This window comes from Lactobacillus fornicalis (assembly GCF_055362665.1).
In genome coordinates this window covers 1-22,734 of sequence record NZ_JBLTIM010000013.1, presented here as the reverse complement: position 1 = coordinate 22,734, position 22,734 = coordinate 1, and the positions used below count along the sequence as shown (strand labels likewise).

19 protein-coding genes are annotated in these 22,734 nt (G+C 36.2%); 7 read left to right on the top strand and 12 right to left on the bottom strand.

Annotated features, from left to right (window positions below; translation table 11 throughout):
* The first annotated feature begins 6 nt into the window (after positions 1–6).
* The gene (locus ACNDLV_RS03415; protein ID WP_006586057.1) at positions 7–1,164 is read left to right on the top strand and encodes an Mbeg1-like protein; all 1,158 of its coding nucleotides are present in this window, start codon (positions 7–9) and stop codon (positions 1,162–1,164) included.
* 32 nt (positions 1,165–1,196) lie between these two features.
* Here the strand turns inward: ACNDLV_RS03415 and dnaB are convergent, their stop codons facing one another.
* The 12 genes from dnaB to dnaA form a co-directional block, all read right to left on the bottom strand.
* Positions 1,197–2,564: a replicative DNA helicase gene (gene dnaB, locus ACNDLV_RS03410; protein ID WP_006586056.1), complete on the bottom strand. Its 1,368-nt coding sequence runs from the start codon at positions 2,562–2,564 to the stop codon at positions 1,197–1,199.
* Between the two features lie 15 nt (positions 2,565–2,579).
* Positions 2,580–3,032, bottom strand: coding sequence for a 50S ribosomal protein L9 (gene rplI, locus ACNDLV_RS03405; RefSeq protein ID WP_006586055.1), 453 nt, complete (start codon positions 3,030–3,032; stop codon positions 2,580–2,582).
* 19 nt (positions 3,033–3,051) lie between these two features.
* Entirely contained in the window at positions 3,052–5,070 is a 2,019-nt protein-coding gene (locus tag ACNDLV_RS03400; RefSeq protein WP_006586054.1) for a DHH family phosphoesterase, read from the bottom strand.
* Positions 5,071–5,202: 132 nt separating this feature from the next.
* On the bottom strand, positions 5,203–5,439 hold the full coding sequence (gene rpsR, locus ACNDLV_RS03395; protein ID WP_006585377.1) for a 30S ribosomal protein S18: 237 nt from the start codon (positions 5,437–5,439) through the stop codon (positions 5,203–5,205).
* Positions 5,440–5,462: 23 nt separating this feature from the next.
* Positions 5,463–5,978 carry a single-stranded DNA-binding protein gene (gene ssb, locus ACNDLV_RS03390; protein WP_006586053.1) on the bottom strand — a complete coding sequence of 172 codons (516 nt, stop codon included), beginning with the start codon at positions 5,976–5,978 and terminating at the stop codon, positions 5,463–5,465.
* Between the two features lie 36 nt (positions 5,979–6,014).
* A complete protein-coding gene (gene rpsF / locus ACNDLV_RS03385) occupies positions 6,015–6,308 on the bottom strand; it encodes a 30S ribosomal protein S6 (protein WP_006586052.1) in 294 nt (97 codons plus the stop codon).
* Positions 6,309–6,512: 204 nt separating this feature from the next.
* Positions 6,513–8,990, bottom strand: a complete 2,478-nt coding sequence (gene gyrA / locus ACNDLV_RS03380) for a DNA gyrase subunit A (RefSeq protein ID WP_006586051.1) — start codon at positions 8,988–8,990, stop codon at positions 6,513–6,515.
* A gap of 11 nt (positions 8,991–9,001) precedes the next feature.
* Positions 9,002–10,957 carry a DNA topoisomerase (ATP-hydrolyzing) subunit B gene (gyrB, locus tag ACNDLV_RS03375; RefSeq protein ID WP_006586050.1) on the bottom strand — a complete coding sequence of 652 codons (1,956 nt, stop codon included), beginning with the start codon at positions 10,955–10,957 and terminating at the stop codon, positions 9,002–9,004.
* A 2-nt stretch (positions 10,958–10,959) separates the two neighbouring features.
* Positions 10,960–12,084, bottom strand: a complete 1,125-nt coding sequence (recF, locus tag ACNDLV_RS03370; protein WP_006586049.1) for a DNA replication/repair protein RecF — start codon at positions 12,082–12,084, stop codon at positions 10,960–10,962.
* Between the two features lie 2 nt (positions 12,085–12,086).
* Positions 12,087–12,302 carry a S4 domain-containing protein YaaA gene (gene yaaA, locus ACNDLV_RS03365; protein ID WP_006586048.1) on the bottom strand — a complete coding sequence of 72 codons (216 nt, stop codon included), beginning with the start codon at positions 12,300–12,302 and terminating at the stop codon, positions 12,087–12,089.
* A gap of 216 nt (positions 12,303–12,518) precedes the next feature.
* The gene (dnaN, locus tag ACNDLV_RS03360) at positions 12,519–13,649 is read right to left on the bottom strand and encodes a DNA polymerase III subunit beta (RefSeq protein WP_006587525.1); all 1,131 of its coding nucleotides are present in this window, start codon (positions 13,647–13,649) and stop codon (positions 12,519–12,521) included.
* Between the two features lie 165 nt (positions 13,650–13,814).
* Positions 13,815–15,182, bottom strand: a complete 1,368-nt coding sequence (gene dnaA / locus ACNDLV_RS03355; protein ID WP_006586046.1) for a chromosomal replication initiator protein DnaA — start codon at positions 15,180–15,182, stop codon at positions 13,815–13,817.
* A gap of 465 nt (positions 15,183–15,647) precedes the next feature.
* On the opposite strand from dnaA, the gene rpmH reads away from it, so the two are divergent.
* The 6 genes from rpmH to spxB all read left to right on the top strand — a co-directional run bounded on the left by rpmH (position 15,648) and on the right by spxB (position 22,571).
* Complete coding sequence (rpmH, locus tag ACNDLV_RS03350; protein WP_006585370.1) at positions 15,648–15,788, top strand: 50S ribosomal protein L34; 141 nt, start codon at positions 15,648–15,650, stop codon at positions 15,786–15,788.
* Positions 15,789–15,841: 53 nt separating this feature from the next.
* A complete protein-coding gene (gene rnpA, locus ACNDLV_RS03345; RefSeq protein WP_006586045.1) occupies positions 15,842–16,210 on the top strand; it encodes a ribonuclease P protein component in 369 nt (122 codons plus the stop codon).
* A 1-nt stretch (position 16,211) separates the two neighbouring features.
* Positions 16,212–17,069: a YidC/Oxa1 family membrane protein insertase gene (locus ACNDLV_RS03340; RefSeq protein WP_022091365.1), complete on the top strand. Its 858-nt coding sequence runs from the start codon at positions 16,212–16,214 to the stop codon at positions 17,067–17,069.
* A 90-nt stretch (positions 17,070–17,159) separates the two neighbouring features.
* Entirely contained in the window at positions 17,160–18,545 is a 1,386-nt protein-coding gene (gene mnmE / locus ACNDLV_RS03335) for a tRNA uridine-5-carboxymethylaminomethyl(34) synthesis GTPase MnmE (protein ID WP_143435188.1), read from the top strand.
* Positions 18,546–18,554: 9 nt separating this feature from the next.
* Positions 18,555–20,459 carry a tRNA uridine-5-carboxymethylaminomethyl(34) synthesis enzyme MnmG gene (mnmG, locus tag ACNDLV_RS03330; protein ID WP_006586042.1) on the top strand — a complete coding sequence of 635 codons (1,905 nt, stop codon included), beginning with the start codon at positions 18,555–18,557 and terminating at the stop codon, positions 20,457–20,459.
* A 306-nt stretch (positions 20,460–20,765) separates the two neighbouring features.
* Positions 20,766–22,571, top strand: coding sequence for a pyruvate oxidase (gene spxB, locus ACNDLV_RS03325; protein WP_022091363.1), 1,806 nt, complete (start codon positions 20,766–20,768; stop codon positions 22,569–22,571).
* Positions 22,572–22,734: the final 163 nt, after the last annotated feature.

Below are 22,734 nucleotides of genomic sequence, written 5' to 3'. Positions count from 1 at the left end.
GAGAGGATGGATAAAATGGCAGGTCCACTTGATTATTTGCGTTGGCGCGGTGATTTATCATTTAAGCAAAGGCAATATAATAGCGTTGATGGGGCTATTTTAGCTTCTATTGCTTATTTACCTTTTGATGAGTCAATTGTAGGCCATAGCCTAAAAGAAGCATGTGAACGTATTTTAGCGCTTTACAGTGGCTCTTTGGATTTGCACCGAAAAACAGAAACTAGACTTTTAGTAAAAAGCCCTCGTTTTGCAGATTTAAAAATTCTAGATTGGACATCCCGTTTAGAGGCTGAACCAGCTCCTTTACAATTTGCTGCTTTAACTTTGCAATTAGATAAAAATACTATTTTAATTTCCTTCCGAGGAACTGATAGTTCTGTCGTTGGATGGAATGAAGATATGATTATGAATTACAGTTATCAGATTTATGGTCAAACTGTAGCACGTGATTACCTTGAAGCAATGGCAGATAAATTTAAAAATTGTAAAATTTATATCACAGGTCATTCAAAAGGTGGCCACTATGCAATTCATTCACTAGCTGCTGCACGCTACGATGTTCAAGATCGAGTAATAAATGCTTTAAATTTTGATGGACCAGGTTATCGTTCAGTATTTGCAGAAAGTGCGGGCTTTAAACGCGCAATTGATAAAATGCGGACCTACGTACCTGAAAGTTCTGTTTTTGGAATTATGCTCGATCACCCCGAAAGGACATTAGTAGTAAAAAGTGTCTATCCGATGATGCACCAGCATACTCCACTCAATTGGAGTGTGGGACGTAATAGTTTTGTATTAGCAGAAGGATTAACGACTTCAGCCCGTATAATTCGGCACGCCTTAATTCAATTCAATCAATCTATTCCAGCAGAAAAACGTGGTCAACTCTGGTCAGCTATCTTTTTAGCATTCGAAAATATGGATATTACAGATATGAATGTATTTACTGAGCATCGTATTCGCGGTACTTGGACTTTAGGAAAGGTTGTAATGGGCATGGATCCTGAAGTGCGCCAAGTAGCAACTGAAATGATTAAGCTTATTTATCAAAGTGCCAAAAATAATTACTTACCATTTTCTGAAGGTGATTTCAGTGCTTGCCCTAAGAGTAATGACTCAAGCAAGGCTCCAATCTTTTTTGAAAGTTATAATTTTAAAGACTAAAAAGGATGTTTCATGAGAAACATCCTTTTATCTTACTCATCATGAGCATAATCCAAATTTGAAAAACGGTTATACGGTTTTGAAAACATTAACTTAACTGTACCACGACTACCAGAACGGTTCTTTTCAATGATAACTTCAACTTCTCCATTATCATCATCCCCCTGCTGGTCGTTATCTTCGCTACCTTCTTCATCACGGTAATAATCATCCCGATATAAGAAAGCAACAATATCCGCATCCTGTTCAATTGAACCTGATTCACGAATATCTGATAATACAGGCCGTTTATCCTGGCGCTGTTCAACTGACCGTGATAACTGTGATAAAGCTATTACTGGTACGTGCAATTCTTTAGCTAATTTTTTTAATTGCCGCGAAATCGCAGAAACTTCTTGCTGACGTGATTCACTCTTAGGACCTTCAATTAGTTGCAAGTAGTCAATTACTATTAAACCTAAATTGCCATCCTCTTTAGCTAATTTTCTAGCTTTTGCACGAATCTCACTCATCTTAATACCTGGAGTATCATCAATAAAAATCGATGCTGTAGCTAACGCTCCTGCTGCAACAACTAATTTATTCCACTCTTCATTATTTAATTGCCCAGTTCTTAAATGCATAGAATCAATTAAGCCTTCTGATGCTAACATTCTTTGGACAAGCTGTTCGCCACTCATTTCTAGTGAAAAAACAGCTACCGTCTTATGGTCATGAAGCCCCGCATATTGAGCAACATTCATTGCAAATGAAGTCTTACCCACACCAGGTCGTGCTGCTAAAATTATCAACTCATCTTCATGAAGACCTGTTGTCATTTTATCTAAATTAACAAAACCTGTAGATAATCCTGTTACATCTGTATCAGCGGCTGTTGCAGCATTGATTTCATCAAGAGCTTTTTGAACAACTTCTTTGATATTTCTAAACCCAGCTGAATTAGTATCAGATGACACATCCATGATTTGCTTTTCAGCATCATCCAAAATATTAGCAACATCATCGCTACCTTCCATAGCATTTTGAATGATTTTTTGACTAGCTGCAATTAAGCGACGCAATTGAGATTTACGGTGAACAATTTGAGCATAATAAGTAACGTGAGCACTCGTCGGTGTTGCTACCGCTACATCACTTATGTAAGCAATGCCACCTATATCTTCTAATTGTTTTCGCTTAGCTAATTCATCACGAATAGTCAAAGGATCAATAGCTTCGTCCCGATCTACTAAATCTTTCATAGCAGCAAACAAAATTCGATTAGCTCGCTCATAGAAATCATCTGCAGTGACTATAGCTTCTGCATCAGCAATTGCCTCAGGATCAATAAAAATCGCCCCAAGGACGGCTTTTTCAGCCTCTGAGTCATGAGGAATTTGTGGTGAAACTACGTTATCCATTTCTTATGTACTACCCTATTCTTCAGTAATATGTACTCTAATTGTTGATTCAACACCCTTGAATAATTTAACTTTTACGTTAGTATAACCAAGAGCTTTAACTGGTTCAGGTAATTCAAGTTTACGTTTATCAATCTTTAAACCAAATTGTTGTTCCAAGCCTTCAACAATCTTCTTTCCACTGATTGAACCAAATAAACGGCCATCTGTGCCTGCTTTAGACTTGAATTGGACAACTGTGTTATCACTCTCAAGTTGCTTCTTGATTTTGATTGCATCAGCTTTCTCAGCTTCATATGCTGCCTTTTCGTTAGCTTCAACTCGCTTCAAAGTATTAAGGTTACCCTTGTTAGCTTCTTTAGCTAAGCCTCTTTTGATTAAATAATTTTGTGCATAGCCATCTGGCACATTTTTAACTTCTCCACGTTTACCACGACCACGAACATCTTGTACAAAAATAACTTTCATAAGAAACCTCCTAAAATAATTATTCGTTTTCTTCTAGATAATCTTCTATTGCTTTTTCTAGTTTTTCTTTTGCTTCATCAATCGTAATATCTTTCAATTGGGTTGCTGCATTAGATAAGTGACCTCCACCTCCCAATTTTTCCATAATTACCTGGACATTGATATCTCCCATTGATCTAGCTGAAATACCAATTGTATCTTTTTTGCGCCTAGTAACCGCAAAGCTAGCATCAACGTGTTCTAGTGATAATGCCATATCAGCTGCCTGAGCTGTCACAATTGGGTCTATTATTTTATCGTCTGGCCCCAAAAGTAAGGCTATATCATCTTTATACATCTTTAAACTAGCTACTAACTTAGCCTTTTGGGTGAAACTTTCTATATCTTCTTTTAACAAATCTGACACAATTGCTGAATCTGCCCCAATTGACCGCAAATAACTTGCCGCATCAAAGGTTCTAGTACCAGTTCTAAGAGAAAATTCTTTAGAGTCAACGGTAATTCCGGCCAACATTGCTGTAGCTTCCAAATCTGTCAATAATTGTTCCCCACGCTGTGGCTGATATTCTATCATCTCAGTAACTAATTCACATGTAGATGAAGCATATGGCTCAATATAAATAAGCATTGGATTTTCAGGGAATTCTTCCCCTCGACGGTGGTGATCAATAATTACTAAACGATTCTTTAATTTATCATATAATTTTGCATCATATGTAATTGAATATTTAGAGTGATCCGCCATTACCAATAAAGATTGATCTGTTGCTTGTGCTAGCGCATCTTCAGGACTAATAAATAAATCTAAGTCCTTTTCTTTTTCTAATCGTGCAACCAAACGTCCTACATCATAGTTAGTATGATTAGTATCTAAGACTACATGCGCTTTTACACCATGTGCACGAGCAATTTTGACAATCCCTATACCACCACCAATGGCATCCATATCTGGGCGTTGGTGTCCTACAACAAAAATTTGATCTGCATCTTTAAAAATTTCTTGTAAGGCTTGAGAAACCATTCTTGCACGAACTCGAGTCCGTTTTTCCATTGGATTAGATTTTCCACCAAAGAAACGAGCTTCTTTACCAGGTTCACGTAAGACCACCTGATCTCCGCCTCGTCCCAAAGCAAGGTCCAAATTAGACTGTGCTTGATCTGCTACTTCATTTAATGAGTCGCTACCATAAGCTAATCCAATAGAAAGCGTCAATGGAGTATTATTACGACTAGTTTCTAACCGTACTTTATCAAGTACAGAAAACTTATCACCCTCCAATTTCTTTAAATCTTGCATATGCGTAAGCAACAAGAAATGGTCTTCATCTATTCTCTTTAAATATGCATGGAACTTAGCCGCATATTCACTCAAGGTATTTTGAACATATGAACTCATTAAGGCTAACTCTTGATCATGCATCCCTTGACTCAATTCATCATAATTATCAATGAATATTAAACCAATTGCCAATCTTTCAGCTTCATATTTTTCTTCAATTTGGGCATAGCGTGTAATATCTAACAAATAAATAACGCCTAAATTATCTTGAACAATCATTTCAAATTGTCGACTGCCCCATTTTACGAGCTGATTTTGAGATGTTTTTTTATTAGATAAAATAGTTTCAAAAATTTTACCCAATTCCGGATCAACTGATGAAATAGAACGTCCTAAAACATCCTCATCTTCCAAATACATTTGTAAATATGGGTTTACCCACTGAATATGATGATCAGAATCATAAAGCAAAATGCCTAATGGCATTTTTATCATAGCTTCTTGTTCACTACGCTTAATACGATACGATAAATTAGCTGCAAAATTACTTGCATTACCGGCTAAAATATATGCCCCATAGACTGTAAAAGCTACAATTAAAACGAAAATTAATACCATCGCTAGTCCAAAGAAAGGACTAATCATAACTCCCACTACAGCACTAAAGAGTGACAAAAAGATAACGATTAGAACTGAAGAACTTAATCGTGAGTCTTTTATAAACTCCGGTAATTCTAGTTTTCTAAAAAAATCTTTCATGAAGATCCTCTCTAGTTTGAAAATAAACTACATCAAGTTTATTATACCGTATCTTTACTTATAGACCACTTATCAAGACATAAAAAAATCGCAGTTAGCGATAAAAGCTAACTGCGACAGTTAATATCTGTTTTAGTCTTCTGCTACGAATGGCAATAAGCCCATAATACGAGCTCTCTTAATTGCAATAGTCAACTTACGTTGGTTCTTTGCACTAGTGCCAGTGACACGACGTGGTAAGATTTTACCTCTTTCAGAGATAAAACGTTTCAACAGATCAACATCTTTGTAATCGACGTAGTCGATGTGGTTTGCGGCAATGAAGTCAACCTTACGGTGACGACGGCCGCCTCTTCTTTGTTGAGGCATGTCTCTAGATCCTTTCTATAAATTTAGAATGGAAGATCATCATCCGAAATATCAATTGTTGAACCTGAATCAGCAAATGGATCCTGTGGTGCAGCATTATTGGTATTTGGAGCACTATTATTCGCTTGGAAATTAGTATTTTGATTACTATTTCCAGCATATGAACTTCCGTTATTTTGTGGCGCATAGCCACCATTTTGGGAACGAGCTTCACGATCTTTACGTGATTCAAGTAGTGAGAAATTATCAACAATAACTTCAGTCACATAAACTCTTTGCCCATCCTTATTATCGTAGCTTCTGGTTTGGATTCGGCCATCAATACCAACTAATGAACCTTTATTAGTGAAATTGCAGAAATTTTCTGCAGCCTTTCTCCAGATTACACAGCTAATAAAATCAGCCCCGCGTTCACCTTGTGCATTAGCATATTGACGATCAACTGCCAATGTAAAAGTAGCAACGCTAATCCCACTACCAGTAGTGCGTAAATCAGGATCACGTGTTAAACGGCCAACAAGTACAACTCTATTAATCATACCTATTTCCTCCTCTTCCTAATTCACGAAAACAAACTACTTATCTAACTTAACGGTCATTGAACGTAAAACTTGGTTGTCGATTCTTGAAAGACGACCAAATTCATCGACTGCTTTAGCATCTTCTGCAGTGAAAGTCATAATGTGGTAAGTACCTTCACGATACTTGTTGATTTCGTATGCAAAACGACGCTTGCCCCAGTCTTTTGATTCAACCATTGTAGCACCGTTATCAGCGATAACTTTATCGTATTTATCAACAACGGCTTTCTTTGCTTCATCATCAATATCAGGCTTGATAATGTAAGTTACTTCATACTTGGTTGTCATTGACTATTGCACCTCCTTCTGGACTAAATGGTTCTTACTAAATGTTTAAGAACAAGGAGTAATCGAAAAAATATTACTCACAGTTCATCATTCTAGCACAGAACAAAAAAATTACCAAACTTTTTATACGTGATCCTGATAGTTTTTTCTATCACTAATTAGATACACCAAAAAGTTGGTAATTTTATTTTTTATTCAAAAATTTTATTCTTCAGATTTAGAATTTTCGTCTTGATCTTCTGTATCATCATCTTCATTAGGAACTGCGGTCAAACTTGCGACACTATCGCCTTCGCCTAACTTAATCAAGCGTACACCCATAGTTGCTCTACCAGTTTGTGAGACATCCTCAGTCTTAAATCTGATCATAATTCCATCAGTGGTAATTAGCATGATATCAGTTGTACCATCAACCACAGTCATCCCGGCAAGTGGGCCATTCTTCTTACCTAACTTGGTCGTTAAAATACCTTTACCGCCACGACCCTTAATTGGGTATTCACTAACAGCCGTCCGCTTACCATAACCATTTTCAGAGATTACTAAGACTTCTGCACCTGGCTTAAGCACTTCACTGCCGACAACATAGTCATTTTCACGCAAGTTAATTCCGCGAACTCCGGCAGCTGATCGTCCCATTACACGAACATCACTTTCTTTGAAGCTAGCTGCATAACCCATGTGAGTGCCAATAATAATATTTTGCTTGCCATCAGTAGTTAAAACGTTACTTAATTCGTCCCCATCGCGTAAAGTCAAAGCAATTAACCCTGAATTACGGATATTGCTAAATTCTTCAACACTAGTCCGCTTAACAACACCCATCTTAGTAATAAAGAACAAGTTTCCATCTTCATGCCCTTCAGGAACATTAATCATAGCTTGAATCTTTTCACCTTTATCAAGTTGAAGCAAGTTAATAATTGGTAATCCTTTAGCGGTTCTGCTATATTCAGGAATCTCATAAGCTTTCTTAGAATATACTTTACCCTTATTAGTAAAGAACAATAAGTAATCATGCGTACTTGAGTATGTTAAGCGTTCAATAAAGTCATCATCTTGCACACCCATACCCTTAATTCCACGACCACCACGATTTTGAGTTCTAAATTCACTAACTGGCATCCGCTTAATATAGCCATTATGAGTTAAAGTCAAAAGCACATTTTGCTTTTCAATTAAATCTTCATCTTCAATTGAAACAACTTCACTAGCTGTAATCTCAGTTCTTCTATCATCACCAAAACGTTTTTGAATATCAAGTAATTCAGTATAGATAATATGATCAATTCGTTCAGGCTTGGCCAAAATATCCTTGTAGTCAGCAATTTTGACTAATAAGTCTTGATATTCTTGTTCTACTTTATCACGTTCTAATCCTGTCAAACGAACTAGTCGCATATCCAAGATAGCTTGCGCTTGCTTATCATCTAGTTCAAAGCGTGAAATCAAAGTTGCCTTAGCAATATCGCTTGATTCAGAATTACGAATAATATTAACAATTTCATCAATATGATCTAAGGCAATTCTTAATCCTTCTAGAATATGAGCACGAGCTTCTGCCTTATCTAATTCAAACTTAGTTCTACGTCTTACAACGTCTTCTTGGTGATCAAGATAGTATTGGAGCATTTGTTTCAAAGTTAAGAAGTGTGGTGCTCCGTTAACAATTGCTACCATGTTCATTCCGAAGTTAGTTTGCATTTGGGTTTCTTTAAATAGATTGTTCAAAACCACGCTAGCACTAGCATCACGACGAATATCAATTGTAATTCTCATCCCATGACGGTCTGATTCATCACGGACTCCAGTAATTCCATCAATTACTTTGTCCCGTGCTAATTCTGCAATTTTTTGTACCAACATTGCCTTATTAACCATAAATGGAATTTCGGTAACGATAATTCTTTCACGGCCACTCTTTTCTTCTTCAATGTTAGTTTTTGCACGTACAACAACATTGCCTTTTCCGCTTTCATAAGCGTGCAAGATTCCACTTCGGCCCATAATTACCCCACCAGTTGGGAAGTCAGGTCCTGGTATTACCTTCATCAAATCCATTGTAGTTGCGTCTGGATTTTTCATTAAAAGATGTAGGCCTGAAATAACTTCAGACAAGTTATGAGGTGGAATATTAGTTGTCATACCAACAGCGATACCACTAGCACCATTAACTAATAAACTAGGAATTCTAGCAGGCAATACTAATGGTTCGTTTTCAGTATCATCATAGTTTCTTTGCCAATCAATTGTATTTTTATTAATATCACGGAGCATTTCTAGAGCAATTTTACTCATTCTAGCTTCGGTATAACGCATAGCTGCTGGGCGGTCACCATCGACTGACCCAAAGTTACCGTGACCGTCAATTAACATATAACGGTAACTAAAATCTTGCGCCATGTGTGCCATTGCTTCATAAATTGAGGAGTCACCGTGTGGGTGGAACTTACCCATAACTTCCCCAACAATTCTGGCACTCTTTTTGTATGGCTTATCAGGAGTAACTCCTAATTCATTCATTCCATAAAGAATCCGCCGTTGCACAGGTTTCATTCCATCGCGAACATCAGGTAAAGCCCGAGCAACAATAACACTCATTGCGTAGTCAAGGAAAGAGCTACGCATAGTATGAGTTAAATCGACATTTCTAATTCTGCGATCTTGACCTTGATTATCCATCTAGCTCCTCCTTATGCATCCAAGTTTTCAACATATTTAGCATTCTTAGTAATAAAGTCACGTCGTGGTCCAACTTCATTACCCATTAACATTTCAAAAACTGCATCAGCATCTTCAGCATACGCTGGATCAACACGGTCAAGTCTTCTGTTTTCAGGGTCCATAGTGGTTTCCCACAATTGATCAGCTGACATCTCACCTAACCCCTTGTAACGTTGAACAGTTGGCTTAGGACTTGGTTGAAGAGAACCTAAGTAATCGTGTAATTCTTCGTCACTATCAAGATACTTTATAATTTTGCCTTGTTTTACTTGGTAAAGAGGTGGACGAGCAATATAAACATATCCTGCCTTAATCATTGGCTTCATGTAGCGGTAGAACAATGTTAAAAGCAAAGTTCTAATGTGGGCACCATCGACATCGGCATCAGTCATAATAATTAACTTATGATAACGCGCTTTTTTAACATCAAAATCAGCTCCAAATCCTGTTCCTAAGGCCGTGAACAAGGTTCTAATTTCTTGGTTAGCTAAAATTCGATCCATTGAGGCCTTTTCAACGTTCAAAATCTTACCTCTGATTGGCAAAATAGCTTGCGTCAATCTTGAACGTCCCTGCTTTGCAGAACCACCAGCAGAGTCCCCTTCGACGATAAATAATTCTGAAATTTCTGGATCGTTACTAGTATTATCGGCCAATTTTCCAGGTAAGTTAGCAATTTCAAGGCCTGACTTCTTCCGAGTGACTTCACGAGCACGTTTAGCTGCTATTCTAGCTTTTTCAGCTAATTGCCCTTTTTCAACTATTTTTCGACCAACACTAGGGTTTTCTAGTAAGAATTTACTAAAAGCTTCAGAAAAAGCCTTATCTACCGCAGCTCTTGCATCTGAATTACCTAATTTGGTTTTTGTTTGACCTTCAAACTGTGGGTTAGGGTGCTTAATTGAAATAACTGCAGTCATTCCTTCACGAATATCTTCACCAGATAGGTTAGTATCGCTATCTTTAAAGATTTTGGCCTTACGTGCATAATCATTAATTACCCTAGTCAAAGCAGTCTTAAAACCAGCTTCATGCATCCCACCTTCGTAGGTATGAATATTGTTGGCAAAAGTCATCATAGTGGTTTTATAACCAGTAGTATATTGCAAAGCGACTTCAACATTAATACCATCATAGTCACCTTCAACATAAACTGGTGTATCAAACAACTTTTCTTCTTTTTTATCTAAAAAGGCTACGTACTCTTTAATTCCGCCTTCGTAATGGTAGACATCTGTTTCAGCTGAGCTTTTACGTTTATCGGTAAAAGTTAACTTGAGCCCTTTATTCAAGAAGGCCAATTCTTGAATTCTCTTTTTCAAAATTTTGTCGTCAAAAACAATAGTTTCAGTAAAGATATCGGGATCTGGGTAAAAATGCACTATTGTTCCGTGTTGTCCTGGATCAACAGTACCAATTTGCTTCAATTCATGTTTTACTCGGCCGTGATCAAAATCAATAAAGTATTTTTTGCCATCACGCATAACCGTTACTTCAACTTTAGTGGATAAGGCGTTTACTACTGAAGCACCTACACCGTGTAACCCACCAGATACCTTGTATCCGCCACCGCCAAATTTACCACCAGCGTGCAAAACAGTATAAACAGTTTCAACTGCAGGACGGCCTGTTTTTTCTTGAATATCAACTGGAATACCACGACCATCATCTTGTACAGTTACACTGCCATCTTCTTCAACAGTAACCTCAATTTTAGTCGCAAAGCCGGCTAAACATTCATCGATACCGTTATCAATGATTTCCCAAACTAAGTGGTGTAAACCTTGAGAACTGGTAGATCCGATATACATCCCTGGTCTTTTTCTTACGGCTTCTAGTCCACCAAGAACTTGGATTTGACTGGCATTATACTTATCTGCTTCTTTTTCGTATTCTTTGACATCTTTCATTTTGTCATCTGCCATTATTAATCGTCTCCTTCACTGATAACTCCGGCTTTTAATCTAAAAATCTTAGGCGTTTTTACTATTTCCCAGGAAATACCTTCTAAATCTGTAGTGGTAATAAAAGTTTGAGTCTTTCCATGGATGTAATTTAGTAAAGCTGACTGTCTTGTGTGGTCAAGCTCACTCATTACATCATCCAAAAGTAATGTAGGGTATTCTCCTGTAATTTGATGAATTAGCTGAATTTCAGCCAATTTTAAGCTTAAAGCAATTGTTCTTTGTTGGCCTTGTGAGGCATATAAATGGGCATCTTTTTTATCTAACAAAAATTGCAAGTCATCACGATGTGGCCCGGCTAATGTTGTACCAGTTCTAATTTCTCCAGCTTCATTTTTCTTAAAGCATGCTAACACTTCATGATAAATACTTTCACTTGATGTTTGCCCAGAAGTCAAAGTAACTGATGGGTTATAAACCACTTCTAACCGCTCTTTTTCATTACTAATAGCTGCATAAGCCTCTTTGGCATACTCACTTAAATAAGCTAAGTATTTTAACCGTCTAGAAATTATTTCGGCTGCAAGACCAGCTAATTGATCTGATAAAACTTCTAAAAAAACTTTATCCTTACTTTTTCCATTTGCTAACTGCTTCAAATAATTATTTTTTTGTTGCAAAACTTGTCGATATTGACTTGAAAAATATAAATACTCTGGATTTATCTGTCCAAATTCTAAATCCATAAACCTTCTTCGCAAGCTAGGCGCTCCTTTTACCAAGGCTAAATCTTCTGGTGAAAATAAAATTGCGTTTAATTGACCAACATAGCGTGATAGCTTACTTTGTTCAATTCTATTTATCCAAGCTTTTTTTCCTTTAGTATTGATTCGAACCTGTAAATCAGTTTCTACCTGACTTTTAACCACATGTCCTGATAAAATTGCGGCTTTTTGACCAAAGCGAATCAACTCTTTATCACTATTAGTTCTATGTGATCTAGTCAATGCTAAAAAATAAACGGCTTCTAATAAATTCGTTTTTCCTTGAGCATTTTGTCCGATAAATATATTTACATTTGGAGAAAAATCCGTTTCAAGTTCTTCAAAATTACGCCAATTTTGCAATTTGAGTTGTTTTAAATACATCTCTATTCAAACTTATAAATCTGCCCTTGTACTTCTACTTCATCACCAACATGAATTTTTTTACCACGTCGATTTTCTTCTTGACCATTCAATATTACAGGGCTTTCTGCCAGAAACCATTTTGCTTGACCACCAGAGCCAACATAGGTTTCCTCTTTTAGAAACTGTCCTAGAGTGATAAATTCACCTTTTATTTTGAAAATTTTTATTTTACTCACCTCAAACCTTACTATTACTTATATATTATAAGCGTTTCACGATACAAAAACAAACCTCTTCGCCCATATAAGCCGTTTTAAGCTTAATTTTTTTATAGTGTGTAGTTATATTCAAATCACTAAACAGCTTCTTATTCTCTTAAAAAAGGCGTAAAACACTAAATATAAAAAAAAGAACACTTAAAGTGCTCTTTTTTTATTCCACTTTTTTAATTTTTAATAGGTTCTTACCGGAGTGATTAACTGAATAAATTCAACATCTTCTTTTCCAGGTACTACAGTAAATGGACGAAGTGGTTCAGTAAAGTTCATGATAACTGTATCTGTAATTGAAGCACGTAAAGCAGCTTGCAAATAGTCTGGATTGAAAGAAATTTCCAAATTTTGACCCGTAATTTGCTTAGCCCAAGGCTTTTCTTCTACTGTACCAATTTCTGGTGAATCACCTTCTAATTGAGCTACTCCATTTTCAGTATCTAGTGTTAACTTCACAACGTTATTTCTACCTGCATGTGTCAACAAACTTACGCGATCAAGAGCTTGTGACAAACTAGCACGATCAAATTCAGCTGTGGTAGTGCTAGTAGTTGGCAACAAACGATCTGTATCAGGGTAAGTACCTTCAAGTAAACGTGAGTAAAATGATACATTTCCAATTACAAATAAAACTTGGTTATCTCCTGGATTTACAGTTACTTTTGGATCTTGATCTCCAATAATTCTAGATAATTCAACTAAACTTTTACCTGGGATAATTAAGTCAGCTTCTACTTGAGGTCCATTTTCTAAATCAATTATTCTTTGTGATAACCGATGTGAATCAGTTGCAACAGCCTTTATCTTGGCTTGGTTAAAGACAAAGTGAACCCCTGTTAAAATGGGGCGACTTTCTTGAGTGGATACTGCAAAATTAGTTTCGTTAATAATTTCTCTAAATGTTTTACCAGAAATTTCAAATGCTGTCTCAGATGCAATTTCAGGCAAACGTGGATAGTTATTAGCATCTAAACCATTAATAGTAAATTCACTATTTTCAGATGAAATTTGAGTTTGTAAACCTTCTTTTACTTCAAAACTAAAATCCTTACCAGGTAACTTTTTGATAATTTCGTTAAAAAAGCGTGCTGGTAAAACGATAGATCCAGTTGATTCTACTGTTAAATCAGCACTGACTGGTATTTTAATTTCAATTGAAATATCTGTATCACTACCAGTTAAAACAAGTTCTTCATTGGATAAATCAACTTTTATTCCGCTAAGAATTGGAATAGTTGCCCGTGAAGATATTGCTCGCATAACATTGTTTAAATTATCAAGAAACAAATTACGATTAATTGTAAATTTCATAATATCCTCCTGAGAGTTCTTTATATTCATATTTATATTTATAAATAGTAGTCGTAGTAGGGCCTGTTAATTTTGTTGAAAACTAACCTTAACCCTTAAAATAACGGAATCGGTGCGGTGAAAAAGCTGTGGAAAGTTTTTTGACTTATCCACATTTTATCAGCACTAGCGATCTAGAAGTTGTTTTAATTCATAGACGGCTGATTTTATTTCTGCATCAGTTCGAATATCTTTTTCAATTTTTTCGTAGGCATGCATAACTGTAGTATGATCCTTACCACCAAATTCTTGGCCTATTTTTGGCAAACTAGCATCTGTTAAATCACGGGATAAATACATTGCTATTTGCCGAGGTACAACAATTTGGCGAACACGCTTTTTACCCTTTAGCTCATTAACCGTTGTTTGGAAGTAATTGGCAACCACTTCTTGAATCTTTGATATTTGTAGTCCACGACTTTTTTGAACTAATTTTAAATCAGTCAGTGCGTCACGAGCTAAATTTACATTAATATCTGCTTTTTCAATTGTGGCATGAGCTTGAACTTTTACTAATGCTCCTTCAAGTTCACGAATATTAGTTGAAACTTGTGAAGCTATGTAATCAAGGGTGTCATCGTCAATTACTAAACCTTCAGATTCGGCTTTTTTCCTTAAAATAGCAATACGTGTTTCCAAATCTGGCGGTGTAATTTCTACTTGTAGGCCCCAAGCAAAGCGTGAAACCAAACGCTCAGAAAGATCTGGGATTTCTGTTGGTAAACGATCAGAAGTCATGACAATTTGCTTTTGATCGTTGTAGAGCGTTTCAAAGGTATGGAAGAATTCTTCCTGAATACCTTCTTTTTTAGCGAAAAATTGAATATCGTCAACTAACAGCAAGTCAGCGGTTCTGTATTTTTCGCGAAATTCATCTTGGGTTTTATTTTTTATTGAATTAATGAAATCATTAACGAAAGTTTCACTTTGAATGTACACTACTTTAGCATTAGGTCGCTCACAAAGCATTTGATGTCCAATAGCTTGCATTAAGTGAGTTTTCCCTAAACCTACGCCCCCAAAAATAAATAGTGGGTTGTAAAAACTACCTGGATTATCGGCAACGGCAAGAGCGGCCCCTTCAGCTAATTTGTTGCCTTCACCTTGAACGAAAGTATCAAAAGTATACTTTTCGTTTAATTGTAAATTTTTAGCAACAAAATCATCTTTTACAGGACTAACACTGCGTTCCGGTACTTTTTTTGGAGGTTGTGGTGCTTTAAAGCGTTCAGTAGGTTCATCGCCATCAACTTCAAAAATAGGTAAAACTTCAAAATTTCCATAAGCATAAGCTGTTTGGATTAACTTTGTAGAAAGGTTAGCTTCCCAATAACCTTTGGCAATAGGATTTTTAACGGCAATGACTAATTCATTTGTTTCTTTATTATAAGAAACAGGTTTTGTGTTTTTGAACCAGGCATTATATGCGACCTCGTTGTATTCTTGGCGCATTTGTTTGTTAAAGTAATCCCAAAATTTCTGTAAATCGAACACAAAAAATTCCTCACTTTAATTGTAAAAACATAACATATTGTAGCATTGCTTAGAGAAGTTTTCCACAAGTGAATAAAAGAAATTAAGAATTCACAGGTTGTGGAAAAATAAACAAAAAGTAATCCACATTTCTATCAAAAAAATAGATACTTTAAAGTTATTAACATACTAGACTGTGTATAACTTTTCTTTGAAGTACAAAGCTTAGATGGCAATTTAAAAAACGTTATTCACATGCTGTGGATTTGTTTTTTAACAACTTGTTATTTGTGGAAAAGTGTGAGAAAAAGAATGTTAATATAAAAAAAGGACAAAAAAATTAGTAAAAATTTTCCACAAAAAAGATTTTTACTTTGAAAAAAATACTCCTTTTTATAAAAAGAACTTGGTTTTTCGCGCTAAACATGCTATCCTTAATAATAAATTGTGCTGTTAGCATTATAAAAAAATGGAGGTGCTAGACTAATGACAACTAAGAGAACTTACCAACCTAAGAAACGTCACCGTCAACGTGTACATGGTTTCATGAAACGGATGAGCACATCAAACGGCCGTAAGGTTTTAGCAAGACGCCGTGCAAAAGGTAGAAAAGTCTTATCTGCTTAAACCACTGAATTTTCCAGTGGTTTTTTTAATGTTTGGATGGAATGTGAAGCACTTTGAAAAAGTCTTATCGAGTAAAATCTGAAAAAGATTTTCAAACTGTTTTTAATAAGGGCGATTCAGTTGCTAATCGCGCCTTTGTTGTCTATAAGTTAATTCGCCCAGAAAACAAACATTTTCGGGTAGGAATATCTGTAGGCAAGAAAGTAGGACATACGGCAGTAGTTAGAAATCGACTTAAACGTTACATCCGTGCGACACTTACTGAGGTAAAGGATGAAGTTGATGTAAAAGCTGATTTTTTAGTAATTACTCGTCCTTATGCTCGTAAGTTTACGATGGCTGAAGTTAAAAAGAATTTAATACATGCAATGACTTTGGCTAAGTTGATTAATCAGGATTCTGAAGAAAATGAAGGAATATAGGATGAAAGACATTTTAACGAAGAAAAATGTCAAGCGATTCATAGCCTTTTTGGCAGTGTTAACTATTGCAGTAGTGTTAACAGGTTGTGCTAATAATACAGGCAATGTGTCACATACAAGTGGTAGTTGGTGGGATCGCTACGTCATTTATTACTTTTCGCAATTTTTGCTTTGGTTAGCTGATTTATTAGGGAAGAATTATGGTTGGACAATTATCGTATTTACGATATTAGTTAGATTATTACTCTTCCCACTTAATGCAATTTCAATTAAAAGTACGACTAAGCAACAACAGTTGCAACCAGAAATTGATAAATTGCGTGCTAAGTACCCAGGCAATGATGCTGAAAGTAGACAATTATTAAATGCCGAAACGCAAAAGCTCTATAAAGAGGCAGGAATTAATCCATATTTGGGTTGTTTTCCTATGCTTTTGCAATTGCCATTCATGTTTGCCTTGTACCAAGCAATTTATTCAACTAAACAATTGCAAGATGGTACATTTCTTTGGATGAACTTAAGCAAGGCAGATCCATATTACGTTATGCCGATTTTAGCAGCTGTATTTACATTTATGTCTTCTTATGTGGCACAAATGTCAGCCCCTGAATCATCTAGTCAAAGTATGACTAAAGCGATGATGTGGATTACACCATTGATTGTTGCTGTACCAGCTATTAGCTTCCCAACTGCGATTACACTTTATTGGGTAGTTTCAAGTATTTTCTCGGTAGTACAAACGTTTATTTTACAAAATCCGTTTAAGTATGCTCGAGAACAAGAAGCTAAAAAGCAAGCTGAAAAAGAACGTCAACGTAAGATTAGACGCGCTTATAAGAAATTAAATCGAAAAAAATAAATCTAATTTTGGTTAGATAAAGTAGTGAAAGTGCTTTATCCATCACACAGTGGTGGAAATTGCGCTTTTTTTAATACAAAAAGGAAGATAATAATGCCGACATTAACTGAGTTTGATACGATTGCTGCAATCTCAACGCCAATTGGTGAAGGTGGAATTTCGATAGTTCGATTATCTGGTGAAGATGCAGTCAAAATTGCAAATAAGCTTTTTAAAGGAAAAGATTTGAGTAAAGTTGCTAGTCATACAATTAATTATGGGCATATCATTGATCCTGAAACCAGTAAAGTAGTTGATGAAGTAATGGTTTCAGTTTTACTTGCACCTAAGACTTTTACCAAAGAAGATATGGTAGAAATTAATTGTCATGGAGGAATTGTTGTAACTAATAAAATTCTGCAATTATTGTTAAAGCATGGTGCTCGAATGGCTGAAGCTGGTGAATTTACGAAACGAGCTTTTGTAAATGGACGAATTGACCTAACTCAAGCAGAAAGTGTGATGGATATTGTTCGTGCAAAAACTGATAAAGCGCGACAAGTTGCAATGAACCAACTTGAAGGTGGTTTGCTCGACAAGATTAGAAATATGCGCCAAGAAATTTTAGATACTTTAGCAAATGTAGAAGTGAATATTGATTATCCAGAATATGATGCTGATCAAGTTACAGCAACTCAGATGCAAGAAACTTCAAAAAAAGTAATTGAAGCAATTAATCGACTATTAAAAACAGCTAATCAAGGAAAAATTATGCGTAATGGTCTTGCAACAGCAATTGTAGGTCGCCCCAATGTTGGAAAAAGTTCTTTACTCAATTATTTGACACAAGATGACAAGGCAATTGTTACTGATGTGGCTGGTACTACGCGTGACACCCTTGAAGAATATGTTTCAATTAGGGGTGTACCTTTAAAACTAATTGATACAGCAGGGATTCATCATACAGAAGACAAAGTTGAGAAAATTGGGGTAGAGCGTTCCAAAAAAGCAATTGAGCAAGCTGATTTAGTTTTACTGTTGCTTAATGCGAGTGAAGCCTTGACTACTGAAGATGAAAAATTAATAGACTACACCAAAAATAAAAAAAGAATAGTTGTTTTAAACAAGGCTGATTTAGGGATAAAACTAAATAAAGAGGACCTTAAAGTCCAAACGCAAGCTTCAATTGTTGTAACTTCAATTCTTAAAGAAGAGAACTTGAATGAATTAGAGGAAGCTATCAGTAAGTTGTTCTTTAGTGGTATTCACAACTCAAATGATGAAGTTTTAGTAACTAATCAGCGCCAAGCAGGCTTGCTTGAAAAAGCTAAAGACCAACTAACAGATGTAGTAGATGCAGTTGATAATGATGTTCCACTAGATATTGCTCAAATTGATTTTACAGGTGCTTGGGATACCTTAGGAGAAATAACTGGAGATAGCGCACCTGATGAATTAATAACGCAACTATTTAGTCAATTCTGTTTAGGTAAATAGGAGAAAAAAATGCTGAAAACATATAGTTCAAATGAATACGATGTAATTGTCGTAGGAGCTGGGCATGCAGGTTGTGAAGCAGCTCTTGCTAGTGCAAAGATGGGGCAAAAAACTTTATTAATTACAATTAGTTTGGACATGGTTGCTTTTATGCCATGTAATCCATCTGTTGGTGGGCCTGCTAAAGGAACGGTTGTTAGAGAAATTGATGCTTTAGGTGGCCAAATGGGAAAAAATATTGATGCCACTTATATTCAAATGCGTATGCTTAATACTGGTAAAGGACCGGCTGTTAGAGCTTTAAGGGCCCAAGCAGATAAGGTTCAATACCATGAAACGATGAAGCGGACAATTGAAGATACTCCTAACTTGACTTTGCGCCAAGCAACAGTTGATGAATTAATTGTTGAAGATGGTGTGTGTCACGGCGTTGTCACTAATACTGGTGCAAAATATTTAGCTAAAAGTGTTGTTTTAACTACTGGTACTTCTGCTCGTGGACGAATTATTATCGGGGAACTTACTTACTCATCAGGTCCTAATAACACAATTGCGGCGATTAAACTCTCAGAAAATCTTGAAAAGTTAGGCTTTAAATTGCGTCGTTTTAAGACCGGTACTCCACCGAGAGTTAATGGAAATACAATTGATTTTTCAAAAACAGAAGAAGAACCTGGCGATAGTGAACCAAGACATTTCTCATTTGAAACAAAAGATGAAGATTACTTGAAAGATCAACTATCTTGCTGGATGACATACACAAATGAAACTACTCATAAAATTATTCGCGACAATCTAGACCGAGCTCCAATGTATACTGGGGTAATTGAAGGAATTGGACCGAGATATTGTCCATCAATTGAAACTAAGATTGTGCGTTTTGCAGATAAGCCACGCCATCAAATCTTTTTAGAACCTGAAGGCAAGCATACTGATGAATATTATGTTGGTGATTTCTCAACCTCAATGCCAGAAGAAGTTCAACAAGATATGGTTCATTCAATTGCTGGACTTGAAAATGCTGAAATGATGCGCCCAGGCTATGCAATTGAATATGATGTAATTGAACCATGGCAACTGAAACATACGCTTGAAACTAAGAATATCAAGAATTTATTTACTGCTGGCCAAATGAACGGAACTAGTGGTTATGAAGAAGCTGGTGGGCAAGGAATTGTTGCAGGAATTAATGCAGCTTTACGTGCTCAAGGGAAACCAGGCTTTACTTTAGGTAGGGATGAAGCTTACATTGGCGTCTTGATTGATGATTTGGTTACTAAGGGTACTAATGAGCCATACCGTTTGCTTACAAGTCGAGCAGAATATCGGCTACTTTTGCGTAATGATAATGCAGATTTACGGTTAACTGAATATGGTCATAAACTGGGGTTAATTAGTGATGAACGTTATCAAAAATTTGAAGAAAAAAAGGCAGCAATTAAGCAAACTTTAGCAGAACTCTATGATATTACTATCCATCCAAATGATGAGGTACAAGAATATTTAGAATCAATTGGGCAATCACCGTTAAATGCCGGATTAAAGGCCAGTGCTTTTTTGCGTCGTCCGGGTGTGACAATTGCAGCTATTGAAAAACTTTCAGGTACCAAGCTTAATAGTGACCGTTATGTGCGTGAACAAGTTGAAATTGATGTGAAATATGCCGGTTATATTAAGAAGCAAGAATTACAAGTTCAAAAATTGCGCCGTTTAGAATCAAAAAAGATTCCAGAAGGAATTGACTATAGTAAGATTGCCGGTTTAGCTACGGAAGCACGTCAAAAGTTTGAAAAGATTCGACCTGAGTCAATTGCTCAAGCCGAAAGAATTTCAGGAGTAAATCCAGCAGATATTGCAATTTTAACGGTCTATATTCAACAAGGAAAATATTCAAAAGTTGAAGATAAAGGTTAAGAAAAAGAGGAGAAATCCTCTTTTTTGTTATAAACCTTATGAAATGTTTAAATTTAAAAAATAATAAGTTAGGCGCTTACAATTTAAATTTTGAAAAAAGTTGGCTTAAATAGTATCTTTGATAAAGCAATCACAAATGTAAATCTTATTTTAGCAATAAGTAAATAATAAATAGCTTCACTTTGTGAATTTATTATCTTTAAAAAACGCTTACATGTGCGGTATAATGGCGATAGCAATCACTTGCAATTGTGAAAAAAAGTGCTTTAATACAAGTGTAAGTATATTTTTAAGGAGATGCACAATATGGCAAAAATTAATGGCTCAGACGCTATGTTTAAAGTTTTATACGACTGGCATATTGATCACATTTACGGTTTTCCTGGCGGTTCATTTGACTCAAGTATGAATGCCATTCACAACTGGAAAGATAGAATTAAGTTTATTGAAGTTCGTCATGAAGAAGCTGGTGCTTTAGCTGCTTCTGCAGAATACAAATTGACTGGTAAAGTTGGTGTATGTTTTGGTTCAGCTGGACCTGGTGCAGCACACTTATTCAACGGTTTGTACGATGCTAAATTTGACAAGACTCCTATGGTAGCAATTGTCGCTAACGTTCCAGAAGGTCGTCAAGACATCGACTTCTTCCAAGCATTCGACGAAGATAAGTGGTTCTTGAACGCTAGTGTATTCTGCCGTCAACCTAAGACCGCAGCACAAATTCCTGTAGTAATGGATGAATGTATTCGTCAAGCTTACGCAAGAAAAGGTCCTGCAGTAATGATTATTTCTAAGGACTTAGGTTGGGAAAAGATTGATGACAATTTTCGTGTAAATTACGATGCACGTGTTGAAGATAATTACGCAGCACCAACTAAGTCATCAGTTGAAGAAGCAGTAAAACTTCTTAAAGAAGCTAAGAATCCTGTTATGTACTATGGTAATGGTGCAAAGGGATGTGGTGAAGAAATTAAGGAATTTGCTGAAAAATTCAAGACACCACTTCTTACTTCATACCTTGGTAAGGGTATCGTAGAAGATGAATTCCCTGCATACATGGGTACTATTGGTCGTATTGGACCAAAGCCAGCTAACGAAATTCAAGGTCACACTGACTTAGTAGTTTGGGTTGGTAACAATTCACCATTCTCAGTATTATGGTTCCCAAAGGATGCTAAGGTAATCCAAATTGATGTTGATCCTGCTAAGTTTGGTAAGCGTCACAAGGTTGATGTATCAATGCTTGCAGATGCCAAGAAATCACTTCGTGCCATCATTGATGCTGGTGAAGCACGTGATGAATCTCCATTATACAAGGCAGCTATTGCCGACCGTCAAAACTGGGATGAATGGCTTGATAGCTTTAAAGATTCTAAGGAAAGCCCAGTTCGTCAAGAACCAATCTGGGATGTAATCAACAAAGAAGCTGCAGATAACGCAGTATTTGCTATTGATGTTGGTAACGTGAACATGGACCACACCCGTCTTCTTAAGATGCACGGTGACCAAAAGTGGACTACTTCAGGTCTTCACGCAACTATGGGATATGGTGCCCCAGCAGCTCTTACTGCAGCAACAGTTTACCCAGACCGTGAAGTATGGCAATTAGCTGGTGATGGTGGCTTCGCAATGATGTGTGAAGAATTATTAACTATGGCCCGTTACAACATGCACGTATTAAACGTTGTCTTCACTAACGAAACTCTTGGCTACATTCAAGCAGAACAAGAAGACGAATCACACCAACCATTATCAGGTGTTATTATTCCAGATAATGATTGGGCTAAAGTTGCTGAAGGTATGAATGTTAAAGGCGTAACTGTTCGTACCAAAGAAGAATTTGAAGCAGCAGTTAAGGAATGGAAGAAGATGGATGGCCCAATGTTAATTGACATTAAGTACACCCATGATATGCATTACTCAACTGAACTTAATACTCTTGATGATCCTGCATTTGTTGCTAAGTATCAAGCAGAACCATTGAAGCCATTTTCATACTTTGCTGAAAAATTCGGATTAGATACTGATTCAGCAACTGGTGCTTCAGCTCATGAAGAAGAAGTTGAAGAAGAACCAGAAGAAGATGCAACTTCAGGTGCATCAGCACATTAGAATATAGAATAATAAAGAGACTAGTATTATCAGTAATGGATAAATACTAGTCTTTTTTACACTTGTATATACCATTGTGTATTAACTATTATGGATAGTAATAGTTAAAAATATAATATATTTATTGATATTCAAAAAAGTGAGGAGACTGTAAAATAGTTTG